At 57.8% G+C, this 24,017-nt stretch carries 15 protein-coding genes and 1 pseudogene; 10 read left to right on the top strand and 6 right to left on the bottom strand.

The features are described from left to right. Together J3U87_RS33770 and J3U87_RS33765 are read left to right on the top strand one after the other, a co-directional pair. Positions 1 to 1,626: a phytoene desaturase family protein gene (locus tag J3U87_RS33770; protein ID WP_237380409.1), complete on the top strand. Its 1,626-nt coding sequence runs from the start codon at positions 1 to 3 to the stop codon at positions 1,624 to 1,626. Between the two features lie 536 nt (positions 1,627 to 2,162). Then, the gene (locus J3U87_RS33765; protein WP_237380408.1) at positions 2,163 to 3,206 is read left to right on the top strand and encodes a hypothetical protein; all 1,044 of its coding nucleotides are present in this window, start codon (positions 2,163 to 2,165) and stop codon (positions 3,204 to 3,206) included. Between the two features lie 135 nt (positions 3,207 to 3,341). Here the strand turns inward: J3U87_RS33765 and J3U87_RS33760 are convergent, their stop codons facing one another. Then, on the bottom strand, positions 3,342 to 4,709 hold the full coding sequence (locus tag J3U87_RS33760) for a hypothetical protein (protein ID WP_237380407.1): 1,368 nt from the start codon (positions 4,707 to 4,709) through the stop codon (positions 3,342 to 3,344). Between the two features lie 499 nt (positions 4,710 to 5,208). On the opposite strand from J3U87_RS33760, the gene J3U87_RS33755 reads away from it, so the two are divergent. After that, the gene (locus tag J3U87_RS33755; RefSeq protein WP_237380406.1) at positions 5,209 to 5,421 is read left to right on the top strand and encodes a hypothetical protein; all 213 of its coding nucleotides are present in this window, start codon (positions 5,209 to 5,211) and stop codon (positions 5,419 to 5,421) included. Between the two features lie 806 nt (positions 5,422 to 6,227). Here J3U87_RS33755 and J3U87_RS33750 read toward each other — a convergent pair. From J3U87_RS33750 to J3U87_RS33730, 5 genes and pseudogenes are all read right to left on the bottom strand, one after another. Beyond that, positions 6,228 to 6,452, bottom strand: a pseudogene (locus J3U87_RS33750) (IS66 family transposase); the annotation flags it as partial. A gap of 15 nt (positions 6,453 to 6,467) precedes the next feature. After that, complete coding sequence (locus J3U87_RS33745; RefSeq protein ID WP_237380404.1) at positions 6,468 to 6,617, bottom strand: hypothetical protein; 150 nt, start codon at positions 6,615 to 6,617, stop codon at positions 6,468 to 6,470. Continuing rightward, entirely contained in the window at positions 6,614 to 6,886 is a 273-nt protein-coding gene (locus J3U87_RS33740; protein WP_237380403.1) for a hypothetical protein, read from the bottom strand. The genes J3U87_RS33745 and J3U87_RS33740 overlap by 4 nt, the downstream gene beginning before the upstream one ends. A gap of 754 nt (positions 6,887 to 7,640) precedes the next feature. Beyond that, positions 7,641 to 9,191 carry a DNA recombination protein RmuC gene (locus tag J3U87_RS33735; protein ID WP_237380402.1) on the bottom strand — a complete coding sequence of 517 codons (1,551 nt, stop codon included), beginning with the start codon at positions 9,189 to 9,191 and terminating at the stop codon, positions 7,641 to 7,643. A 106-nt stretch (positions 9,192 to 9,297) separates the two neighbouring features. Further along, positions 9,298 to 9,753, bottom strand: coding sequence for a hypothetical protein (locus J3U87_RS33730; protein WP_237380401.1), 456 nt, complete (start codon positions 9,751 to 9,753; stop codon positions 9,298 to 9,300). Between the two features lie 920 nt (positions 9,754 to 10,673). Here J3U87_RS33730 and J3U87_RS33725 point away from each other — a divergent pair. From J3U87_RS33725 to J3U87_RS33695, 7 genes are all read left to right on the top strand, one after another. Beyond that, entirely contained in the window at positions 10,674 to 11,651 is a 978-nt protein-coding gene (locus J3U87_RS33725) for a response regulator (protein WP_237380400.1), read from the top strand. Between the two features lie 311 nt (positions 11,652 to 11,962). Then, a complete protein-coding gene (locus tag J3U87_RS33720; protein ID WP_237380399.1) occupies positions 11,963 to 12,940 on the top strand; it encodes a GGDEF domain-containing protein in 978 nt (325 codons plus the stop codon). A 7-nt stretch (positions 12,941 to 12,947) separates the two neighbouring features. Beyond that, positions 12,948 to 17,396 (top strand): PAS domain S-box protein, encoded by a 4,449-nt coding sequence (locus J3U87_RS33715; RefSeq protein WP_237380398.1) that lies wholly within the window; start codon positions 12,948 to 12,950, stop codon positions 17,394 to 17,396. Positions 17,397 to 17,847: 451 nt separating this feature from the next. Beyond that, complete coding sequence (locus tag J3U87_RS33710) at positions 17,848 to 19,047, top strand: sensor histidine kinase (RefSeq protein ID WP_237380397.1); 1,200 nt, start codon at positions 17,848 to 17,850, stop codon at positions 19,045 to 19,047. 270 nt (positions 19,048 to 19,317) lie between these two features. Further along, positions 19,318 to 21,207 (top strand): histidine kinase dimerization/phosphoacceptor domain -containing protein, encoded by a 1,890-nt coding sequence (locus J3U87_RS33705; RefSeq protein ID WP_237380396.1) that lies wholly within the window; start codon positions 19,318 to 19,320, stop codon positions 21,205 to 21,207. Between the two features lie 23 nt (positions 21,208 to 21,230). Then, positions 21,231 to 23,288, top strand: coding sequence for a putative bifunctional diguanylate cyclase/phosphodiesterase (locus J3U87_RS33700; RefSeq protein WP_237380395.1), 2,058 nt, complete (start codon positions 21,231 to 21,233; stop codon positions 23,286 to 23,288). Continuing rightward, positions 23,281 to 24,015: an ATP-binding response regulator gene (locus tag J3U87_RS33695; RefSeq protein WP_237380394.1), complete on the top strand. Its 735-nt coding sequence runs from the start codon at positions 23,281 to 23,283 to the stop codon at positions 24,013 to 24,015. Before J3U87_RS33700 ends, J3U87_RS33695 begins: the two co-directional genes overlap by 8 nt. Positions 24,016 to 24,017 lie beyond the last annotated feature (2 nt).

The raw sequence follows: 24,017 nt of genomic DNA, 5'->3' as shown, positions 1-24,017 counted from the left end.
ATGCCGATTGGAGAACGTTACGCGATCGAGAAATGCGAGGCCCGCTACGATGTCATCGTGATTGGATCCGGGATGGGCGGTTTGGCCGCCGCGTCCCTGTTGTCCAAGGCGGGTAAGAAGGTCCTGGTTCTGGAGCGCCACTACACGGCGGGCGGGTTCACCCATACCTACAAGCGGAAGGGCTACGAGTGGGACGTGGGTGTGCACTACATCGGCGAGGTGCTGAAGGAAAAGAGCCTGGTACGCCGGATGTTCGACTACCTGACGGAAGACCAGCTCGATTGGGCGCCGATGGGCGAAGTGTACGACCGCATGATTTGCGGAGACACCCAGTTCGATTTTCGCAGCGGCTACCGCGAGCTGCGCGCCGACCTGATCGCGCGATTCCCGGAGGAGGAGCAAGGCATCCGCCGTTATTTTCAGATGATTCGGGAAGTCAAGAACGCCACGCCGCTGACGGTGGCGAAGCCCATGATGCCGCTGTGGCTGAGGCCGGCACTGTGGCCGGTCTCGGTGATGGGCTCGCCCAATCACGCCGAGAAAACCACCGGCGAAGTGCTGAAGGAGCTCGTCAAGAACGAAGAGTTGCGCGCGATTTTGGCGACGCAATGGGGCGATTGCGGCCTGCCACCCGAGCAATCCAGCTTCTTCATTCACGCGATGATCGCGGGTCATTACGCCAATGGCGCGGGTTACCCGGTCGGTGGCTCCTCGCGGATCGCCGAGACGATCGAGCCGATCGTCAAGCGCGCGGGCGGCCGAATCCTGGTGCGTGCCGAGGTCGCCCGGATCCTGGTCAAACACGGTTCGGCCTACGGTGTCCGCATGGCCAACGGCGATCGGATCTTGGCCGACAAGGTCATCAGTACGGTCGGGGTGCCCAACACCTACCGGCACCTGCTCGACGACCACCATCGCAACCGCTACGGGATTCCGAACAAGCTGGACCAGGTGAAGGCGGACGGCGGTCACCTGTGCCTGTACGTGGGCCTGAAGCAGTCCGCGGAAGCGTTGAACCTGCCGAAGACCAATCTCTGGATCTTCCCCAGCCTTGACCACGACGCCAACGTCGCGCGCTACAAGGAAGACGCGAAGTCGCCGTTCCCCCTGGTCTACATTTCCTTCCCCTCGGCCAAGGATCCCGACTGGCAGCGCCGGTTCCCCGGAAAGAGCACCATCGAATTGGTGACCCTGGCCCCCTACGACTGGTTCGAGGCCTGGTCCGACAAGCCCTGGCTGCGGCGCGGCGACGAATACGAGGCCCTGAAGGCCGATTTTTCCGAACGGTTGTTGGCCCACCTCTACGAGCGGGTACCCCAGGTGAAGGGCGCGGTGGACTATTTCGAACTGTCCACGCCGTTGAGCACCCAGCACTTTTGCAACTATGCCCGTGGTGAAATCTATGGATTGGACCACGTGCCCCAGCGCTTCGCCCAAAAGTGGTTGCGGCCCAAGACCCCGATCGCGAACCTGTACCTGGGCGGTCAGGACGTCTTTGTCGCGGGTGTCGTGGGCGCCATGACCGGCGGCTTGATGGCCGGGGCCACGGTGTTGGGACCGGCGGTGTTGGGCCTGTTGCCCAAGCGACTGGGAACCCTGCCCAGCTTGCTGCGCCTGTTCGCCTAGGCCTCGAGATCGATCGGTTTGTAATGTCGAACCCATCCAGAGGGTTGCGGTTTTTTTGAAGAGTTCTTCGGAATCGGCGTGGTCCCAAATGCGATTCGGTTTCGGCTGTCAGGTTCAGCGAATCGGCTGTAAGCAAACGCTTTGTCGTTGCCTGATATCGTTGCCTGGCACCTGATGCCGTTTCGGTGAACCAAATCAATTGCGATCATTCTGGATGGGTACGAGGTTTTTTTGGTGGGGAACGCTCGCGCTCATGGGTTCCGCTGCGCTGGTTCGGCATGCTTGTGATGGCAGATGGGGAAATCGCTCAAACCATGTTCGGCCGTGAACCCTACAGGTCCTTACAAAATCAATCAAACAATGCGACAGCTTTTGTGGCGGTTGATTCATAGGATGTATGGGAATACCGTTCCCCCGGTGGCCGGCCATGGGGGCTCCTGGTATACGGATTTCGGTACGAATGGAAAGTGTCGTAGCCATCATCCGGCCGACCCGTTCGCAGTGAATACGAAATGCGGTTTCGATCGGGATGCCGCGTGAAGAGATCGTCTGTTTCGGTTTTCGCGACAGATGGTGACGGCGGCGATTCGGCCAGCACCCTCAACATCGGGCAAACCACCCTCAGGAGCATGATTATGAAACCCTCGTTACGCTCGCACACCGGGCCTTCGCGATCGAGCGCCGTTTCCGACGTTCAGGCAATCGGTCGAGATCAAGGAAAAAAAGGCATATCGAGCCAAAAGCCGTCAACCATGAGCAAAGCCCTGGCGAAAGCCCGGACGGAAGCCAAAACCAGGGCTGGCGCAAAGGGCACCCGAGGCCATGCGGGCGCTTCCTGGCAGAGCGGGGTTCCTACCAGGAAACCTAACTCCGGCACCCAGCGGGATCGTACTATCGACAGCTTCAAAAACATCTCGATGCAAGAGATCGGACATTCTCCGAACCTCGGACCGGGCAACCGAACAACGGTAAAGCTGACCCATGATGTCCGCAACGCTCTGAAAGCCATTGCCAGAGAAACGAGTATCAGGGAAATGGCCAAAGAAAAGGCCGATCACAAGATGGACCGGCACCCAAGTGCCCAACTCGCCAAATTGACCCAGGAAACCAAGTATTTAATCAATGATGGGAAAGTCAGTCAATTTGACGAGAAGACCCTGCTCGAGGCTCTTGGCAATAGTTTCAAAGCCACGATACTGGGAGCCAAGGCAGGAAACGAAAATGATATCGCGGCCCTGATAACGGCATTGGAGGCCAAAAGGGATCAGGCGGCTAACGATTTGCCCAATAATGCCAGGATGAAAATAACCGGAAACGAAAAAGGAAAGCTCCAAAAGCGAGCCAAAAACAAAATGTTCCTTCGGACCCGGAAAAAAATTAAAAAACGGAGCCAGGAAAAGACCGAGGCCCTGATGGAGAATATGCTGGGTCGTACCAAATTGACGAAGGATGATGGGTCGTCCGCCATCGATTTGGCTGCCCTGAACACGTCGCAAAAAAATCCCGTCATCGGTTTCCGTCGGGCGGTCCAAAACCCGGAGGCCACGCTCCAAGAGAGATTGAAGTCCAACCAATCGTGAGCCCACCCCGTCGATCCCCGGGGGTCCAGGGCCGCAAACGCCCAACCATGGACTCGTAACGGATCGCGTTTTCCTGCGATCGAGCAAAAAAACAACGCACATCCTTGCTTTTACCAAAAACGGGGTAGGTCCCCACTACTTCCAGAAGGGGATGTAGGAGACGCGGCGCGAATCTTCCCCTTCGATCGCTTCCTCTTCTTCGGCTTTCGAAGGCAAGGCCACCTTGGTGATCTTCAACAGGTGCTGCCCCGAGGGCAGTGATTCCACCGGCACGTACGTCAGGATGCCCTTCACGTTTGACGGGGCATGGCTGGTGAACAGGAATTCGGGCTGGATCGCGCGACCGTTCAGTTCGATGGCGTAGAAGCCCGCCAGGCAATCGAGGGCGGCGCGTCTCGAGGCCTCGTCGCCGACACTGTCCTCGAAGGCCAGCACGATGCCGTCGGCCCGGAAGCCCACCACATCGGGACAAATCTCGGCGACGCGCGGATTGTCGACCCTCGGCCGAAACGGGATGAACAGGCGGACAAAGGGATCCCGGATCATGTCGCTCTGGATGGTCGGTTTTTGGAAATAGGCGTTCGGCGGCCGAAGCGAGTCGTAGTGCATCGGGTCCATGCCGGTTTCGAGTGCAGGTTCCGGGAAGTACACGAAACTGTTCAGACCGATGTCTCCGCGCATGAAGAATAAGTTGAGCAGAATGACCGCCACCACGCCCGTCATGATCACCGTCTGCACCACATTGATCACCCGTTTGCGGAAGCTGGAAAGGAAGGTGAGCATGATCGGCGAAAGGAGAAACCCCAACAACGCGTAATGGGTGAATCCGTAGAGGCGATAGCCCCGTTGCAGGGTGGCGGGGTGTTGGGACGCCCAGCCGGGATCCTTTTTCATGCCGCGACAAAGCCAAAGCGCCAAGGAACGGGGCAGCAACACGCCCGCGAGCGCCACGAAAAAAACGACGGTAAACAGGTTTGCGACGTGGAGATCGGGGAACACGAACGAGATGAGCAAGGAGATGGGAAGCGCAACCAGGAAAAGAAGCAGGCCGATACTGAAAAAGATAATGATGATGGAAAACAAAATGGAGAAAAGCGAGCTGCAAATGCGGTCGACCCGCGCCGTCAGGGACGGAATACCGATGCCGATGGATTGGAAAAAGCTTCGTTCCAGCGGCTGCACCTCGATTCGTTGCCAGTCGATGCCGCCTTTGAATGCGGAAGACAGCCCAATCAGGCCAACCCAGAAGCCGCGCAACAGAAAGTGCAGGAAAAACGTGAAGATGATGGGGTACAGGACCAGTTGGGCCATGTAGATGGCCATCCAGGGGATGACGAAGACCTCCCTGGAGAGATGGGCCAACATTTTGGCCAGCAGTGAGTCCAACAATCCGGGAACTTGGAACAGGGCGACGATCAGGGCCCCGGAAATCACCAGTTCCAATTCCCAGGAACGCCATTTCGCTTCGAGTTGGGGATCCTCTGCAGGCATGGAGTCAGTCATACGAATCGGTCTCCGCTCACTTGGGCTTTCGGTGCCCGGCATCCCTGCCGAGCCGGCCGACCGTTGCATCCCCGCTGTCGTCGCGTGCGGCCTTCACGAGGAAGCCGGCAAAGGGTCGAGAGGAAAGCCGCAGCGATGATGGGGAATGGTGCCGAACTATTCTATTACCGAAAACGGCGTAGCCGGAAACGAAGGGGGCCATCCGCCCCTGATATGTACCGAGGGCACCCCTACCGTCTCAAGAACCGCAGCTTCCCAAAGGACGAGGCGGGCAATCACGTGTGCTCCATTCGCCGCGAGCTTTCTCAGACAAACGGTAGCACCCTTGATGGTAGGTCCAGCCACAACGCTTTAGTCCTGGGGAAAGAAATCACAGCCAGAGGGTTTCGGGGATCTCGTGCAACAGTGTGGGGATATCTCGCCCATTGGCGACGTGCAGACAAGAGCCTCCTACTAAAACCGGGCTCATCGGGAGAGGAGGCCGGTGCCGATAACCCACATGAAAATTGCCCTCTTCAAGGAGTTTAGCCAGACGGTTGTCGAGCCCCGTTTCCCAATTGAATCGGGCTACCTGCATGCTCTTGATCGCCCATTGAGACTCAGCACCGGGTTTGGCGAAGCAGCACGACTGATCAATCAACTCGTGATCATCATGACGAATCGTCGTGGGAGCTTACTGGATTATTGGGTGTCAAAAACAAAAAAAGGCTGAATCCAGAAATGGTCGGGGTTTTAGCAGGGAATTCGGAGCGGATGGTGAGGGCATTCGGAATAGGATCGAAATCGAATAGAGCATGGGCAAACTGAAGATCAAATGAATAGTCTGAAGAAAATCAAGCGCGACATGTACGGTAGAGCGAAAATTGATTTGGTGCAAATTTGTGTACTGTCCTGCATTTGACCGTCGCACGGAGCACGAGATTCGGCAGGTCGAGGCCTACCAGAGAACTTTCCGCAGAAGAACCATGCCTGGGAGCATTTACCGAAATTGTGGGAGATTCAGTTTTCTTTTGTCATAAACAGATGGACTGGCCGTCTAGTGCCGATGCTTGCCAGATCTCGACCCGTTCAGTGGTGCCGTGTTCCTTTTCGAAACCGGACCCTTTCGGCCTTGAATATTTGGGTGTACACGGAACTGGATTTTGGCTGTGCTAAATGCGTTTTTCGTGCTGGAAACTGAAGTAGTAGCCGTTGAAGGCTGTGGCCAGGTTTTGGCTCGAGATCTCCGCTGGTTGCTCCATCACGGCGATCCCCAGTTAACCGCCAATGCGTCGAAACGTGGGGTTCAGTGGCCGAGTGTTTCGAACTTAACGGAGACCGGCACCAGGGGAGCCAGTCCTCGGGCGCTGTTGCGATGGCATCGTGGTTCTCGACCAAGTTGGTCGTGTAGGAGATGGAGCCGCGACCGACGGCCACGCAGCAACCGGCCTTGGTCATAAGGATCCCGGCCTGTTGGGCACGGGTTTCGTTGTGGAAGAGCCTCGAATTTTTGCGAATGGTGGCGACACACTTGAGCGCCTACTCAACTGCGTTGGAATCCAGCGGCACACCGGGGATCAAAAAACGATACAACAGCTCCGCATGCTTGATGATGTAGGTCGCGGCCTTGTCCAAGCCGCTGGCGGGCTCCACCCTCCTGTCCGACAAGAGTTTGGTCAGGTAGGTGAACATAGCGTTCATCGGTGCCGCGTTGTGGGTCTGGTGGTGCAGACGCGTCTGATCGTCCATGCTTTGAAGGCGGGCCTCTTCCTCGGCGCGCTATGCCTTGGCGATCCAAGCGAAGATCTTGCTGCAGGGGCTCGCAAAGCGGTTGGCCACGTCTTCGACCTGGCCACGCGCATGTTGGAGGCAATAGACTACGAGCGTGTCGCAAGAATGGGCGGTGTTGACAGCCGCCGTATCACTCATTTGTATCCACCTCGGCAAATCGGGGGACGTAGCGCCAAGAGTTCTTTTAGGTTTTCGCCGGCGTGAAGCGTTCCTCCGTGATTGATATGGATTTCCCGTTCACAAGTACGGGCGATGATCTCGGTGGTATGGGCGCCGTAGCGTTCCTGCCTGTGATGAATTTTGTGGTGACGAATCACCGTCTGAATTCGAGCCGAAGTGACGTCAATCATTAAATCCTCTTTGGCGGCCTCGGCGTAGAGTACGTTGAGGACGAATTCGGCAGCCACGGCGCGATCGGCGATTAAATCCGATTGGGTGGCATCGGAAGCGGGATTCCGTGCTCGTGCTTCGGTTTTTTGGGACGAAAGGAGGGAAAACCGTACAAGTGACGAAGCATGGAGAGGTCGCCTTGACGGAGGCGTCGTGGGTTTCCCGCCGCGCGTCTTCGGGCCAGGCAGGGGCGAAGACCATGCCGCACGTGCTGCAAGTCAGCGGAAAGCCGCGATAGATCGTGAGAGTGGTGAGGGAGTTGTCGCTGAGATTCAACCGCATCAGGGGACGGCCGGGCTTGTACCGATGGAGCCGACCTCCCTTCTCGCCCACGAACTCCAGACAGGGATCACTGAGGGCGAGGCCGTCGGGGGTGATGTCGGCCTGGGGGTAACCCCTAAAGTCCTTCGCGGCATAATTTCCGTGTCCCTTGGGCACTGGTGATTTTGGGGGGGCGGACGGCCCTGAGCGTCATCTTTTCCCTGATCCTACGAGAAATCGGGGTCTGTCTCCGCTTCTTCGCCGAACAAGAGGGTCTAAAGTCTTTTCATCGTGAGCCGTTGCTGCACCAGCGGCTATTTGTGCGCCAACCACCCGAGTGTGCACGCGTATATCAGGAGGTATTCGGCTTTATCGAGTTCCAGGCCCGCTTCGACGTTGTCGCGAAGAGCGGTGATCCGTGCCGTCCGCTCGGACCTCACCAGAGGGCCTATCACCAAACTTGTAAATGTTCAGGTGTTTTTTCATCGGGGGGACAGACAAGTCGGGGCACTAAACACTCACCACATCATCAATACCCGTATCCTTCAAAGTGTCTTTAAACAAACCTGAGTCCGAAGCCAGATCCCGAAGCTGTGAGGCTTCGTTCTCAGGTAATTGTTCCACGGATCTTAATTTTCTTTCGAGCGCTCGTGTGCGAACACCTGTTTCGTCAATGGTGTTGCTTGCTGTTTGGAGTTGTCTTTTAACTTTTAGTAGAGTGTTATCAAATTTTTTGAACTCGGTTTTTACAGCCGCTAAGACTCTCCATACCTCCGAAGCTCGTTTTTGTATTGCTAGGGTTTGAAAACCTAATCGCAGGCTGTTCAGTATTGCAATCAATGTAGTGGGGCCAGCAATCACTATACGATATTCCTGTTGAAGTTTTTCCACAAGATTCGGCTGGCGAAGAATTTCTGAATTGAGACCCTCTGTTGCTAAGAACATTATGGCGAAATCAGTGGTGTCGGGTGGGTTTATGTATTTCGAGTGAATATCTTTGGCTGAATTTTCAATTGTTCGAACTAAGGATTTGGTTGCCTCTTGGACTATTTCCAGGGAGCCGTTTTCAGCGGCCTCCTGTAAACGAAGGTAATCTTCTTGTGGGAATTTTGAATCAATGGGAAGCCATAACTGATTTTCCGGATCGTCAGTGGGGCCGGGTAATTTGATAGCGAATTCGACTCTTTCTGACGAGTGCTGCTTGATGCATACATTCTTTTCATATTGCTCTGGAGTGAGAACTTGTTCCAATATTGTTCCTAGCTGAATTTCAGCCCATGTTCCTCGGGCTTTAACGTTTGTAAGAACTCGTTTTAAGTCACCAACTCCAGTAGCCAAATTTTGCATCTCACCTAGGCCCTGGTGAACGGCCTCCAATCTATCACTAACCATTTTAAAAGATTCACCTAAGCGTTTGTTGAGGTTGTCTTGTAGTTTTTCGTTGACAGTTTTTCGCATTTCTTCTAGTTTTTTCTCATTGCCATCTTGAAGATTTCTGACGCGGTCATCTAGCGTCTTTCGAACACGTTCGAGATCAGCCTGGAGACTTTCTGAAAGTGCCTTGATTTGATTTGTCATTCCTTCTAAGCGAATATGTTGATTTTTTACTATCTGATCCGACATCTTTAAAAATGCATCATTGTTTTGATTTAGACTTGTTGATATCTCTTGACGAATTTCGCTCAGTTTGGCTTTGTTAGTATTCTGAACTTCTTTAATCTGAATCTCCACAGTGTTTGTTATTTGATCCATTGAGGTTTTACTTGTGTTTGTGTTATCTTTTAATTGATTTAGTGTAATTTCGAATAAATCTTTCAGGTTGCTCAGTATTCGGTTTTCTGATATTGATGCAGAGTTCGTGATTAAATCTATTGTCCTTGATACCTCTTCTCGAAGTTCTTTTCCAGTGGTGCGAGACTCTTCTCTGCCGGAGCGAAGTTCGCTGTGTATTATTTTCTCAATATTTTGATGCATTTTTGATGTGAGAAAATGCAAAATGATTAAAAGAATAAATATCGATATGGTTCCGAATAGAGTGATGTATAATAGTGCTTCGCTCATTTTTTTCTCCTGACTTTCGACTTGATAATGGCTGTAAAGAGTTGGCTAATTCAGAATCAGTATGGTTCCGGCGCGCACAACAACCTTCTGATTCTTAATGCGAAAATCAAGGAGAAGGTGACTCATTGTTTTTTCGATGCGTGGCAGCGGTTTTGTCTGGCTGGACTTTTTCAGGATTCTCGCCGGATCCAAACTCGTGAATTGGCGGGGTTGATTGACGATTTCCGCCACGGTTCTCATGCACGAGGTATTTCTGAAGTTGAATGTCTCCTGAGACCAGATGTTCCGCGACAAGGGGCATTTTCTGGCGATCGCCTCGCTGGCGATGCGTCAGGTGATTGTCAAGTTCCTTAGCCAGAAATCGGCCAAACGCGAACACTTTTCGGTCACCCATCGACGATGTTCCGTGGCTCTCCTGAACAAAATGGTGCTTTTCACCCTGCTCGGTTTTACCGTCGTCGAAAAGAAATAAGGAATCCCGGAACTTCGAAGGCCAGGATAAGCACTGCCGGCTTGTGTTGTCTAGGCCCTGCTTTTTTCTGGCTTCGAGCCTTTCCGGCATTCCCGAATCATTTTTCCGGCGAATGACCCACGGCCTTTCGCTGAAACCAAGTGTAGTGTTGCTTTCTTGAAATCAGGCGACAGGGTGGCTGAGGAGATTAAATCTCCCTAAGCCGGGAAGAAACCCTTGATCGATTTCTTGGAACAGGGCCATTTTGCCCACGAGTTACACGACTGGACACGACTCAAAGCATGTCCACGGAATGGTCCCCGCATTACTGCCGGTCTTTCAAAAAATCAGGAAAGAGGGTCCGAGGATGCTTTTTAAAATTCGTGTCAATCGGTGTGATTCGGAGTCCGGGTAACACCCGGCGATTCAAGTCAACTGAGAGGTGTTGACCATGAAATTGCTTGTTCGACATGTAACTGCGGCGCTTTCTTGACCTTGTAACGGAAGTGTCGGTCCGTGGGGGAGATCCTCCATGGGCGAAAGAGCGCAAGCTTTGGACAGTGAACCCTTGAGCTGCAGCGAAAGCGAACCTGGTTCGGCCCTGTTGCACAATCCCGGACGGTCAACCTCCCTAATATGGTGAAACCTGTCATCGAGCGGGAAGCAACAAGCAGATGCACCATTCGAGTCCGGCGGGGTGAGAGAGGGCGGCGCAAGGGGAAAGAATCGTCGAGGTCCCCTGGGAGAGCCCACTGGGTGTTGGATCGGTAGAGGTATAGTGGACCCGGCTTCGTCCTGGTCTGTCGCATGAGTTTTCTGTTGTGTCTCGAAGTGTCTCGTAATGTCTCTGTATGTGTCTCGGAAATTGTCTCGCGTGAGACGTGCCGAATAAGGGAGCCAAATGAGTGAAAAGGACTGAAGTGTTTGTAAATGAAAGGTTTGGGATGGGTGCGTTGGAGTTGGTATTCTCGTTGCTCTACCACGGAGCAACGGGTCGCCCCGACCGAATCGACCGACAAGTGAGGGATACCATGAAAAAGGACCACATCGTACTGATCGCCGATGATGACCGTTTCCTCCGCGAGCTGATCGCCACCGAACTGAAGCTCGCCGGTTTTTCCGTCCTCCAGGCCTGCAGTGGCAAAGAAGCACTCAAAGTTTTTCGCAAATCCGCCTTGAAGCCCGCCGTCGTCATTTTGGACCTGTGCATGCACAACGACGGCATCGCCACCTGCCAGACCTTCAAAAGCGATCCTTTCATGGAAGGGGATCGTCCCAAAATCATTCTCTGGTCGGCCTCCCAGAAAGAGAAGTTCTTCGAGATGGCACGGCGGGTCGGCGCCGACACGGTCCTGAGAAAGCCGGTTCAGGTGAAGGAATTGAAGCAGGCCATCCTGGAATTGACCCGCGGACAAAGCGCCCAGCCGGATCCAATCGCCCAGAACGAAGCGCAGAAGGCAACGGCTCCCGAAGAACTCGTCGAAAAACCCGTGCGCCGGGTCGTGAGCGATCGGCAATTCGAAACGGATCCGGTCGAGCAGGACATCGCGCTCCTGTTCAAACTGCCTCAGCGCCGCAGCGAAGCGATCGATCCGGCCTCGATGGTCCTGTTCCAAAGCATCCGGGAAATCATCGAACACCATCATGGCAGCGAATGCAAAGTCCGAATGATCGACGCCAACCAGATCCTGGTTCGCTGGAAGGATCGATTCACGTCTCCGGAGGCCGCCGAACGCAAGGCACGGCAAACCTGCTATCGCATCGACGGACTCTTGGCCGGTGTCAAGTTGCGCTGCGAAGGGGAGAAGACCCAATTCAGCGGGATCAGCAAGGAAGCGCTGACGCGGCTGCTGGGCCGACCCGCCGTAGACGGTATCCTGGAGTACCTGCGCGGTTTGTTGGGCTTGCTGTCGGTGGGGCAGCAGGGACTGATTTCGACGGTCTTTCCCTATCGCGGCGACTTTTCCCCAGAACGGCGGGAAAAAGTATCGGGCATGGCCGTGGCCTGAAGGGACGCGGAGCCCCAGCGGACGAGGTCGGCCAGGACGGTTCGGCCCCGTGGTTTCTTTCTTCGCGGTGTGGTGTTTCGCGCCGTTCCGGTCACCCTTCGCCGATGTGAAAAGAGCGCCTTGCACGGTGGCTCGATCTCGGTTGGGTTCGCGCCTTGATTCTGATTTTTCGAAAATACTAAATGCTTGGATTATTTAAAGATTTGGAGGTGCCGAGCCTCGAGATTCGTTGCGCCTGATCGGGTTTCAGGAGTCAACTATTTCCAAAACCCTGCCGAAGAGATGCCAAACCCTGCAAGGGTATGGAGCTTATGGAACCTTTACCGCAATTGCTGATCGTCGACGACGAGCCCATCAACATCCAAATGTTGAGTGCGGCACTCAAGGACAGCTACCGGATCAGATTTGCGACCCGCGCGGAACAAGCCCTCGATTTGGCCTGCCGCTTCGTGCCCGACCTGATTCTCCTGGACGTGATCATGCCCGGCAAATCGGGTTACGACCTGTGTCGCGAACTCAAATCCACCCCCGGACTGGCCAACGTGCCGGTCATTTTCGTGACCGGCCGCACCGGCCGCGAAGACGAGGCCCACGGATTGGCGGTGGGGGGCGCCGACTACCTCTTCAAACCGGTTCACCCCAAGATCGTGAAGGCCCGGGTCGACAACCACATTATGCTGAAGCGGTACCGGGAGCGGCTCGAACTGCTGGCGATGCAGGATGCCCTCACGGAAGTGGGCAACCACCGGCGCTTCGAGATGACGCTGGAGCAGGAATGGTCCCGGTTGAAGCGGACCGGACGCCCCCTGACGCTATTGATTCTGGATGTGGATCATTTTCGGCACTACAATGAAACTTACGGACTCCCCGAGGGCGATCGTTGTCTGCAAGGCATTGCGCGCGAACTGCGGCAGTGTATGCGCAGGCCCCTGGATCTCGTCTGCCGCATCGGTGGCGCATCCTTCGCCTGTCTGCTGCCCGAGACCGAAAGGCACGGTGCGGCGGTGGTGGCCGAAGGCATTCGCGAAATGATCGCGGGCCTCGAGATGCCTCACCAGGGATCGCCCATCGGACCGTTCGTGACGCTGTCTATCGGTGTCGCGGTCGCCGAACAGGTGGTCGGTCTCGAAGCGACCGGTTTGATCGGTGCCGCGGACGAAAGTTTGTACCAGGCCAAGACGGAGGGACGCAATCGCGTCGGCGACCTTCGTATCTTGAATGAGGCCGAACCCGTGCCAGTCCCGCCATCTCCACAAAAGGCAGAGATTCATGAGAGCGACGCAATTTGACCACCCCATGAACGAAGTTCTGGACGCGGCCGGTATCGGACGCTGGGAGGTGACGGCGGACGGCCGGGTTACCTGGAACGATGCCATGTTGCCGTTGCACGGCGCCTGCGGGGTGCCCGATTGTCTGGAACAGTGGCAGGCACTCCTCGCGGACGGATGCGTGCTGGACTTCCTTTCCGAACCGCCTGCCGGGGCTTCGTCCCGTCCGATTCGGGTGCGTTGCCATCCGCGCTGTTGCGCGGAGTGGTGTTTCGACATCACGGCGACCTATCGCGTCGTTGACGAGCCGGGCGAATCCGGCGTCTGGTCGGGAGTGGCGACGCCGCGGCCCAAGATGGAAGCGCCGATGAGCGCCGAGGTCTACGAACAGATTCTCAATATGGTCGGAGTCGGTGTGACGGTGGCACCGGCCGAAGCGCCGATGCATCTCTCCTACGTCAACCGGGCCTTCAAGGAGATGGTCGGGTACGACCACGACGAATTGCACGGTAGGGACTGCACGTTCCTGCACGGCGAAGAAACCAATCGCGAGGCTGTGGAGACCGTGATCGGGGCCATCCAGGACGGCAAACACTGCAAGGTCGTGCTCAAGAACTACCGCAAGGACGGAAGCTCGTTTTTCAACGAACTCCACGTGCGGCCGCTGCGCGATCCCAACGGCGCCATTTCCCACTTCGCGGCCTTCCAGCGAGACGTGACCCTCGAAAAGAACCTGGAATTCGAGCGGCTCCGCAGCGAGCGGCTGTTCCGGGAGGTGTTCGACAAGGCGGCGATCGGGATCGTCATCGTCGGCCCCGAACGTCGTCCGCTGCACGTCAATCCCGAAATGTGTCGCATTCTGGGGCGCGATGCGGAGGTGATCAAGAAGACGAAATTCGAGGAGGTCACCCATCCCGAGGACATCGTGGCCGATGTGACCCTCTTCCAGGAATTGCTGAACGGCGAGCGGAATTTCTACCAGATGGACAAGCGCTATATCCGGCCCGACGGAAGCGTGGTCTGGGGCCACTTGATGGTTTCCCTGGTGGAAATTCAAACCGAACTGGGCAATCACTACCTGCCGCTGGCCATGGTCGAAGACATCACCGAGACCAAGCGTTTCGTCGAGGAACAAAAGCACGCGGAACGGCGCCTCCAGGAGATCTCCACGCGCCTGAGCCTTGCCATTCAACCCGCCCATATCGGGATCTGGGATTACAACCTGATCGACAAATCGCTGGTATGGGACGATCGCATGTACGAGCTGTACGGGGTCGACCGGGCCGATTTCTCGGGCGCCATCGATGCCTGGGAGAAAGCGGTCTATGCCGACGACCTACAAGCCGCCCAAGCCGAGGTGGCGACCGCCATCGCCGGAGAGCGGGTCTTCGACACGGAGTTCCGGGTGCTGCTGCCCTCGGGCGAAATCCGTCATATCAAGGCGGATGCGATGGTGCTGAAGGACGAAGACGGCAATCCCAACCGCATGATCGGAACCAATTACGACATTACCCCGCGCAAGAGCACCGAAAAGAAATTGAAATACCGCAATGCGTTGTTGAAGGCCCAGCAAGAGGCGTCGCCGGCGGGGATCCTGATCGTTCACCACGAAAACGGGACCCAACTCTGCGAATGGAATCCGCGCTTCTTCGACATTTGGAACCTGGACGAAGAGGACATGGATCCCACCCAGCCCCGTGCGGTGCTCGCCGCCATGACCGCCGAAGTCGCCGAATCCGATTTGTTCGAAGGCTTTTCCGCGCTGGGCGATCATTCCGTCTTGGCCCGCGAAGTGCACCTGAAGGCGGGTCGTTTCATCGAAATGTACGCCCAACCCATTCGCGATCAGGACGATCAGCGATGGGGCTACGTGTGGTTCTTCTTCGATATCACGAAGCGCAAGGAGGACGAGGTCACGCTGCGCCGCGCCTTGGACGAAAGCAGCCGCTTGTTGCGCCTCATGGAGGGCCGTGAAGCGCGCATTCTCGACCTCAAGGAACGGGTCAACCTGCTCACCGATCGCCTGGGCGAGCCCAAACCCTATTCGGTCACCGGCTCGATGGCCGACAAGGTGGACGAAGGATCCACCGCCGATTTCAGCGAATTGTTGGCTCTTGAGTCCGGTGTCGATGAATCCGAGGGTTCGGGCACACCGGACTTCGACCGGGACAGCACCCCGATTCACCTCACCGCCCTCTCCATCGCGGAAGACCTGGAGCTCCAGAAACGCCGCGCCGATCAACTGGCGCGCAAGGCCGAAAGGGCCAGCCGGGCCAAGAGCGTCTTCCTGGCGAACATGAGCCACGAGATCCGGACGCCCCTGAACGCGGTCATCGGGATCGCGGATTTGCTGCTGGACACCGACTTGAGCAATTCCCAGATCAACCTGCTCAACAAACTCAACATTTCGGCCAAGACCCTGCTGGGCATCATCAGCGACATTCTGGATTTCTCGAAAATCGAGGCCAACCAGATCGAAATCGAAGAGGTGCCTTTCGATCTGTTGGAAATCATCGACAACCTGGCCGAAATGATGTCGACCCGTGCCGAGGAAAAGAACATCGACGTCGTCTTCGACCTGAAGCACGACCTGTCGCGTTTCCTGACGGGCGACCCGCTGCGATTGAGCCAGATCCTCATCAACCTGATGGGCAACGCCATCAAGTTCACCGATATGGGGATCGTCATCTTGCGCATCGAAGAGGAAAGGGTCGACCGAACCCACTCCATGTTTCTGTTCGAAGTCATCGATACGGGCATCGGTATGTCCAAGTCGCAAACCGAAAAATTGTTCCAGCCGTTCACCCAGGCCGACGCCTCCACCACGCGCCGATTCGGCGGAACGGGACTGGGTCTCTCGATTTGCAAGAGCCTGACGGAAAAGATGGGCGGCGTGCTCGAGGTGGAGAGCGAGCGGGGCAAGGGCAGCACCTTCCGGTTTCGCATTCCCTTGGAATTGCGCTCGGAGAAGACCCTCTGCGATTTGGACGCCTTGGAATTGGAGCCGCTCGAAGTGTTGGTGGTCGAGGACAACCAGGTCTCCCGCGAGATCCTGGTTCGCATGATGCGCCACTTGAGGTTGGGATGCCTCGAGGCCAAGGGCGGGTCGGAGGCCTTGCGAATCGCCAGGAGCTACGCCGAAGAAGGTCGCCGTCTCGATTTTGTCCTGCTGGATTGGCAACTACCCGATATCGACGGGCTCCAGGTCTTTCACGAGCTCCACGACATGTCGTGGAAGGCCGACCCGCCCAGCATCGTGATGATCACCGCCAACGGGCGCCAGAACCTGTTGCGCGAACTTCACGATTTGCGGCTCCAGGAGATCCTGGTCAAACCGGTGACGCCCATGAGCCTGATCAAAACGTTCCTGGGCGAGGGCGAGGCGGTGGATCCCGGTGCCCTTCGCGACACCACACTCGATCGACCCCTGAACGGCACCCAACTCCTGCTCGTCGAGGACGTCCAGATCAACCGCGAGGTGGCGACGGCCTTGCTCAGCCGCGCCGGCGCCCAGGTGGATATCGCGGTCAACGGGGTCGATGCGGTGCACAAGCTGGTGGATCTGCCCAACCGCTACGATGCGGTCTTGATGGACGTGCACATGCCCGAGATGGACGGCTACCAGGCCACGCGAATCATCAAGGAAAAGTTGGGGAACCGCTGTGTACCGGTGATCGCCCTGACGGCCAAGGCCTTCAACGAAGACCGCAAGCTCGCGTTGGCCGCCGGCATGGACGACTATCTCACCAAACCGATCCAGATCGATCTGGTGATCGATATGTTGACCCGCTGGATTCCGAAATTGAACGAGGCCGGGGCGCGTGGCTCGGCCATCGAGGCCGGCCCTGACACGCCTGCGATTGGCGCGGCCCGGGTGGCGGACTTTCAGCCGGTACTCGAAAGTGTGGGGCACGATCGGGATTTCCTGGTGGCTCAGTTGAACCTGTTTCTGACTTCCTATCGCGATGGACTGGACCGGATGCGGGACTTGATCGAAGCGGAGCGGTACCAGGCCGCCGCCGACCTGGCCCACGCGATCAAGGGCGCCGCGGCGAATCTCGGCGCCAAGGCGGTCTTGGACAGCTTCGGCATGCTCGAGCAATCCCTGCGCGGGGAAAGCCCCGACGAGGCGCACATGACCGCGTCCGGACGCGACCTCGCCAAGTTCGTCGAGGCCGCCGATGGATTTGTCTCGGCCCACCGCGGCGACCCTTCGCGCCGCGAAAGCCGGGTCGCTCGGCCGGGACCGGCCCTCGAACCCGGTGAAGCTCAGAGGCTGTTTCACGCCTTGTTCGAGGCTCTCGACCAATGCGACATGAACGCCGCCGATCACTGGCGAGCCTTGAAACCCACGGTCCTCGAGAACGCCGATCCCCAACTGGTCCGCGACATTCAGGTCTGCATGGACGGGCTGAATTTCGAAGGGGCCCGGAAATTCTTGGAGAAGGTTCGGCCGAAGCGAGGAGAGGGGACCTGAGCCGGGAGGATCGAAGGCCATCCCGGCTCGCGGTGACTGCGGATGTTCACCGCTGGGCACACCCACTTTAGGGGCCTGGTGATAAACCGCTGGATCAATGCGGTTTTTGCATCGTGGGCTGTCGGTGACCCGTGCCGGGGTGTCGGTCCGAGTTCGTGAAGTTCCTCTTCGTTTAGTTAGGTGTATGTGAAGCGAGCTTGAGGAGAATATTGTAATTGCTCGAAAATGAGTGATCGGTTACTGAAAGGGAACCATCTATCAATAAGATAATTTGTGGATTTTAGCTAAAATTGAAAAATAAGGAAGGGAAATATTATAGGCGATATTGCTAAATCGAACCGAGTCCCCTAATATTGGTACCAGATCTCCTTGAAATACATTTTCTTGTGGTGTTTATTCGTTGGTCCTTGCCTGAGTTTTCCTCGGCCCGATTCCGTGCGCGGGGTGGTTCATGAGTGAGAAGGATGGGTCCGTCGTGTCGACGCAGGAGTCGTCCGGCGAGCCAATCGGGCACGAAGTGCCCCAAAATCTGCGCCTCGATCCCTTGGCGGAGTTCCCTGCTTCGTTCCTGGAACTGTTCGCCGAGGCCCTGGTGATTTTTGGTCCCGACGGCAAGGTGTGTCTCGCCAATCGATTGGGCGAACGCCTGATGGCCGGGCGGCCTTCTCTCGAGCGACAGGCACGCCTGGATGTGCATCCCATCGCCACCCGTTGCGAGGGCGTCGATTCGGATTGGGTTCTGTGTGAATGGCGGGAACCCTGGATTCGCCAGGACCTGGTCCCCGTATGGGGCGACCCTTGGACCCACTTGGCGGTGTGCCGGCGCGAGTCCGCCCTTCGCTGGATCGCGTTCGTTCGCGCGCGCTTGGCGCCCCAATCCACGGGTGAAGGCGGGGACGTGGAGATCTGGCGTGATCGGGCGCGCAGAGCCGAGCGACGGTTGATCCAGGTTCAAAAGGAAAAGGAGGAGTTCGCCTATCTCGCCGCCCACGATCTCAACGAGCCCTTGCGCAAGATCGTCAGCTACCTGGAACTGTTGGTCGGCCGCTGGGGCCCCAACCTGGACGACGATTCCCGGGGGTTTCTGGAGATCGTTTCCAATGGCGTCGAGCGCCTTCAAACGATGATCCGCGACTTGCGCGCCTATTCGCGGCTCGGATTCTCGCAAATCGTACCGAACACCGACCTCAACGAGACGCTGTCCCGGGCATTGGCCGAGCTGGAGACCGAAATCCACCGATCGGGTGCCGTTCTGGACACCGAACCCCTGCCGGTGGCGCCCTGCGACGGGGATCATATGGGCCGTGTTTTTTTCCTGCTGCTCGACAACGCGCTCAAGTTTGTCGCGGATCGCAAACCCGCCATTTCGATCCGCGCGGGGGAGAAAGGCGATTGCTGGCGGATCGCCATCTCCGATAACGGGATTGGCCTCGGATCCTCGTGCCACGAGCGCATCTTCAAACCTTTCAAACGATTACACGATCGGTACAAGTACCCCGGCAACGGAATGGGGTTGGCCATATGCAAAAAAATCGTCGAACAGCACGGCGGGCGAATCGGTGTGGAATCCACCCTGGGACAAGGGGCGACCTTTTGGTTCACCCTCCCCAAATCCGTATCTGCCGCGAGCCAGGATCGGGAGCCGTCTTGAGGGGGCTTCCGCCTGACCCGTCGGGACCGGTGGTCCCATCGGATGGCTATCCACGCCACCGTCACGACCCACCGCGTCAACCTGCGTCGACGGCGTCGCCGAGCGGTGATGCCTCGCGCCCGAAACCCGCCGATGGCCATTCGAGCGGCTGCCCCGCCCGGATGGGGGCCCATCACGCCGGTTCGGCACCCCATCCGACCGGCTGGCCGTGTCCGAGCGCCCGCGGCGGTCCGAAGGTGCGCGGGGTCGGTTCCCGCCTTGGAGAGAGCCGTGAACGCTACAGGTGAATCTGGGAGTGTGATCCACCAAATGGCCGATGAAATCAAGGTGCTCATGGTCGAGGACGACCCCGAGGATGCCCACCTCATTCGAACGTACCTCGAAAAATCGCGAAGCAGTTACTACTGGGGTCGCCTCGAACTGTTTTGGGTGACCCGACTCGACGAAGCGCTCTCCGAGTTGGCGCAGGGTGAATTCCAGCTCATTCTCTTGGATTTGAACCTGCCCGACGGCGAAGGGATCGCCAACATCGAGATGGTGCGCCAACACGCGCATCAAGCGGCGCTGATCGTGTTGACCGGCTTCGACGAAGAGCCCGTCGCGCTGGATGCCATGCGCCATGGCGCCCAGGATTTCCTCATCAAGGGCGAGATCAACGAGCGCAATCTGTATCGCGTCTTTTTCCAGGGCATCGAGCGCCATCGGCTGGTGACCCGCCTCAACGAACAACTGGCCCAACACGGGCAGGCCTTGAAGGAGCTGGCGCGCAGTGAAGAGCTGTTCCGCCTGATCACGGAGACCATTCGCGAGGTGTTCTGGATCAGTTCCCCCGACGGCCAGGAAATGCACTACTGCAGTCAGCGCTACGAGGAGACCTGGGGCCGTCCCGTGTCCGAGTTGCTGCAACTCCCCATGACCTGGATGGAGTGCGTGGTGGAGCAGGATCGGCCGGCCGTGGAAAAGGCAATGAGCAATCTGGCGGGCGGCGGATACGACGTGGAGTACCGTATTCGGCGTCCGGACGGCGAGGTGAGCTGGATTCGCGATCGCGGCTTCCCCTCGCGATCCGAAACCGGCGAGGTGGAGCGCATCGTGGGCCTCGCCGAAGACATCACCGACATCAAGCGTTCACAGGAAGAAGTGCTCAAATCGCGTCACTTCTTTCACGACGTGCTGGACTCGTTGACGGCACCGATCGGCGTGCTCGACCGCCACGGCAAGCTGGAGGCGGTCAACCGTGCCTGGAACCGGTTGCGCCTCTATTCGCCGCTGGTGGGTTCCCACATCGAAGTCGGCTGTCATTACCTGGAGACCTGTCGCCAATCCTTCGAAAAGAACCCCGACTCGCTGATCGGGGTGGCCTTGGAAAAGGTGCTCCGGAGCATCGAGGGCGTGCTGGACGGCTCCCAGGAAGGGGACTTGATTCAATACGGGCTCGGCGCCCCTCCGGCGGACGCCTGGTTCCAATTGAAGATCACCCGGGCCTCTTCGGGGCGCGTCATCCTGGCCCACGAGGCGATTACCGATCAAAAGCGTGCCGAAATCGAGCTGCGCCGCTCGCTGGTGGAAAAGGACGCCCTGCTGCGCGAGGTTCACCACCGGGTCAAGAACAACCTGCAGATCATCGCCAGCCTGTTGTTCCTGCAGTCCAAGCACATTCAACACCCCGAGACGATTCAAACGTTGCTGGAGAGCCAGAACCGCATCCGGTCGATGGCCATGATCCACGAAATGCTCTATCGCGCCACATCGTTCTCGCAAATCGACTTTTGCCAGTACGTGCGCCAGTTGGTGGGCGTCCTGGTGCATCTCTACCATCGCGAACGGATTCCCATCGAAGTGCCCCACAGCCTGGTCAACCTCACGGTGGAAAAGGCGGTGCCCTGTGGTCTGGTCGTCAACGAGTTGGTCACCAACGCCCTCAAACACGCCTTTCCCGATGGTCGCCAGGGTCGGATTCTGGTGCGGCTCGAAGAGTTCGAGACGTCGTACCGCATCGAAGTCGAGGACGAGGGCATCGGGATCCGCGAGGACATCCTCGAGCAGGATATCCAGAGTCTCGGCCTGAAACTCGTCGACGTCCTGGTCAAGCAACTTCACGGAACCTGGGAGTTCGTTCCTGCCGAGGGGACCTTCGTCCGCATCGAATTTCCGAAGTAGGGATCGAAATGGAGAGTTACGGGATGGCCGATATATTGATCGTCGAGGATGAAGCGATCACCGCGATGGATTTGGAACACCGGCTCATGAACATGGGTCACCGCATCGTGGGGATCTGCACCCGGGGCGAAGACGCCATTTACTCCGCTCAGAAGGAACGGCCCCACCTGATCCTGATGGACATCCATCTCAAAGGCGACATCGACGGCATTCAGGCCGCCCGTGAAATTCGCATGGAGCAGGCGACCGCGATCGTGTTCCTGACGGCCTACTGCGATGCGGAAACGCTGGACAAGGCCAAGCAGGTAGAGCCCCACGGCTACGTGATCAAGCCCTATTACGACGAGGCCCTGCGTTCCAACATCGAGGTCGCGCTCTACCGCAACGACATCGAGCGGCGATTGAAGCAGCACGAGGCGCTGCTGTCGACCGTGCTGCAGAACATCGGCGACGGCGTCATCGCGGTCGATGGCGAGTTGCGGGTGCAGTTCCTCAACCGCGAGGCCCAGAACTTCCTGGGAGAGGACGCGCTCCACAAACCACTGCGGGAGGTCTTTCGGCTGGACGGCGTGGTCGAGGAGGAATGGCAGGCCCACATCGGCGCCGTGCTCAGCGGTCGCGAAAGTGCGGCCTTTGCCGACGAGCTGTTTCTGGTGAGCGAAGGCGGGCGGGCCATGCCGGTCCAAATCGTGCTGTCCCCGATCGCCGGTGGCGAGGAGAACGAAGTGGCCCTGATCGTCACCTACCGGAACCTCTCGCGCGAGCGCGAGCTCTCGATGAGGTTGGAACACGAGTCGACCCACGACCACGTGACCGGGATTTACAATCGCGAGGGGTTCGTACGTGAGGTGTTCCAACGGCTGGACAGCGATCCGGACTGCGCCCTGCTGTTCATGGACCTGGACAAGTTCAAGATCATCAACGAGGTACATGGCCATTCGGCCGGCGACGACCTGCTGCGTCAACTGGCCGCCATCCTGCGTCGCGCCCTGCGACCCACGGACCTGGTCTGCCGCTTCAGCGGCGATCAGTTCGGTGTCTTCCTGCCGAGCTGCGCTGAGGAGGAGGCCTTCTCGATCGCCGAGCGGCTGCGCGAGACGATACAATACCGCGAATTTTTTTGGGAACAGACCGCCTATCGCGTCACCGCCAGCTTGGGTCTGGCGATGGTCAACGGGTCCGAGCGCTCGTTGGAACACTGGATGATTCGCGCCGACGAAGCCTGCCACCTGGCCAAGGAGCAGGGCGGCAATCGGGTCATCACCGCGGATCGCTCCAAAACCGACTACCAGGACTATCACGGCCGGTTGCGTTGGTATTTTCGCTGTCTGGAGGCCCTGCGCGACGACCGGATCGCCCTCTATCGCCAGGACATCGTGCCGCTCAACGCCGGCGACACACCCCACTGCGAGATCCTGGTGCGCTTGATCGAGGGCGAGCACGTCTACACGCCGGGCCAGTTCCTGCCGGCCGCCGAGCTGTTCGGCCTGATGACCGACATCGACCTGAAAGTCCTGCACCTGGCTTTGCCCCTGATTCGGGAGGAGCTTTCCCGCGGCGAAGGTCCGCCGGCCATGGTCTATTCGATCAATCTTTCGGGGACCAGCCTGAGTGACAACGCGGTTTTGGAGGCCATTCCCAACCTGGTTCGCGAGCACGACCTGCCCTTCGGGTCGCTGTGCTTCGAAATCACCGAAACCGCGGCGATCAGCAACCTGTCGCGCGTGTTGGGGCTGATTCGCGAATGCCGGGAACTGGGCTGTTTCTTTGCGTTGGACGATTTCGGCAGCGGCCTCAGCTCGTTCGCCTACCTGAAGTCCCTGCCGGTGGACTATCTGAAGATCGACGGTATGTTTGTCAAAAATCTCTGTGAAGACCGTGGCAACCTCTCGTTCGTGCAGGCCATGAATCAGGTCAGTCACGCATTGGGCCTCAAGACGGTAGCCGAATTCGTCGAGGACCGAGCGACCCTGGAGCGCCTCCGCGACATCGGTGTGGATTTCGCCCAGGGTTACTACTTCGGCAAGCCCAGGCCCTTTTCATCTCGGTTTCCACGGCGCAAGGGGGAGCATCATGGGTAGGATACTGATCGTTGAAGACGAAGGGGTGACCGCGCTGGCCTTGAGCCGCGTGCTCGCCGATCTAGGACACGAGGTCGTGGGGTCGGCCGCCAGTGGCGAGGATGCCCTGGCCCTGGCGCGCAAACACCGGCCGGATTTGGTGGTGATGGACCTCCAGATCGAAGGGACGATGGATGGCATCGAGGTCGCCCAGATCCTGATCGACCAGATGGACATTCCCTCCATCTACCTCACCGCCTATTCGGACACCGCCTCCCTGGAACGCGCGCGCCAGACGCGGCCACTGGGGTACCTGGTCAAACCCTTCGACATCCCCACGCTCAAGACGTCGATCGAAGTGGGGTTCGTCAAACACAAACATTACGCCGAACTCTACGAGCGCGAGCAATGGTTCACGCGAACCCTGCGCATGGTTCACGACGGCGTCATCACCACCGACCTGGCGGGCAAGGTCCAATACATCAATCTCGCGGCGGAGCAGCTCACCGAGTGGCCCAGTGAAGAGGCGGTGGGTACCGATGTGGACGAGGTCTTCGTGCAGTCCTCCGGCGCGTCCGGCAGCGGCGAGCAGCCCGAGACGATCCACACCATCAACTCCAGCTTCGAATACCTGATCACCCGTTCCGGTTACGAAGTTCCCATCGAATCCAGCATGGTTCCCATTCGGGGAAAAAACCAGCGACTCCTGGGCATGGCGATCGTGTTCCGGGAGACCCGCGAGAAATGAGG

The sequence above is a fragment of the Sulfidibacter corallicola genome (genome assembly GCF_017498545.1).
Classification (GTDB): domain Bacteria; phylum Acidobacteriota; class Holophagae; order Acanthopleuribacterales; family Acanthopleuribacteraceae; genus Sulfidibacter; species Sulfidibacter corallicola.
The sequence above is the reverse complement of the archived record's forward strand: the minus strand, read 5'-3'. Positions and strand labels throughout refer to the sequence as shown.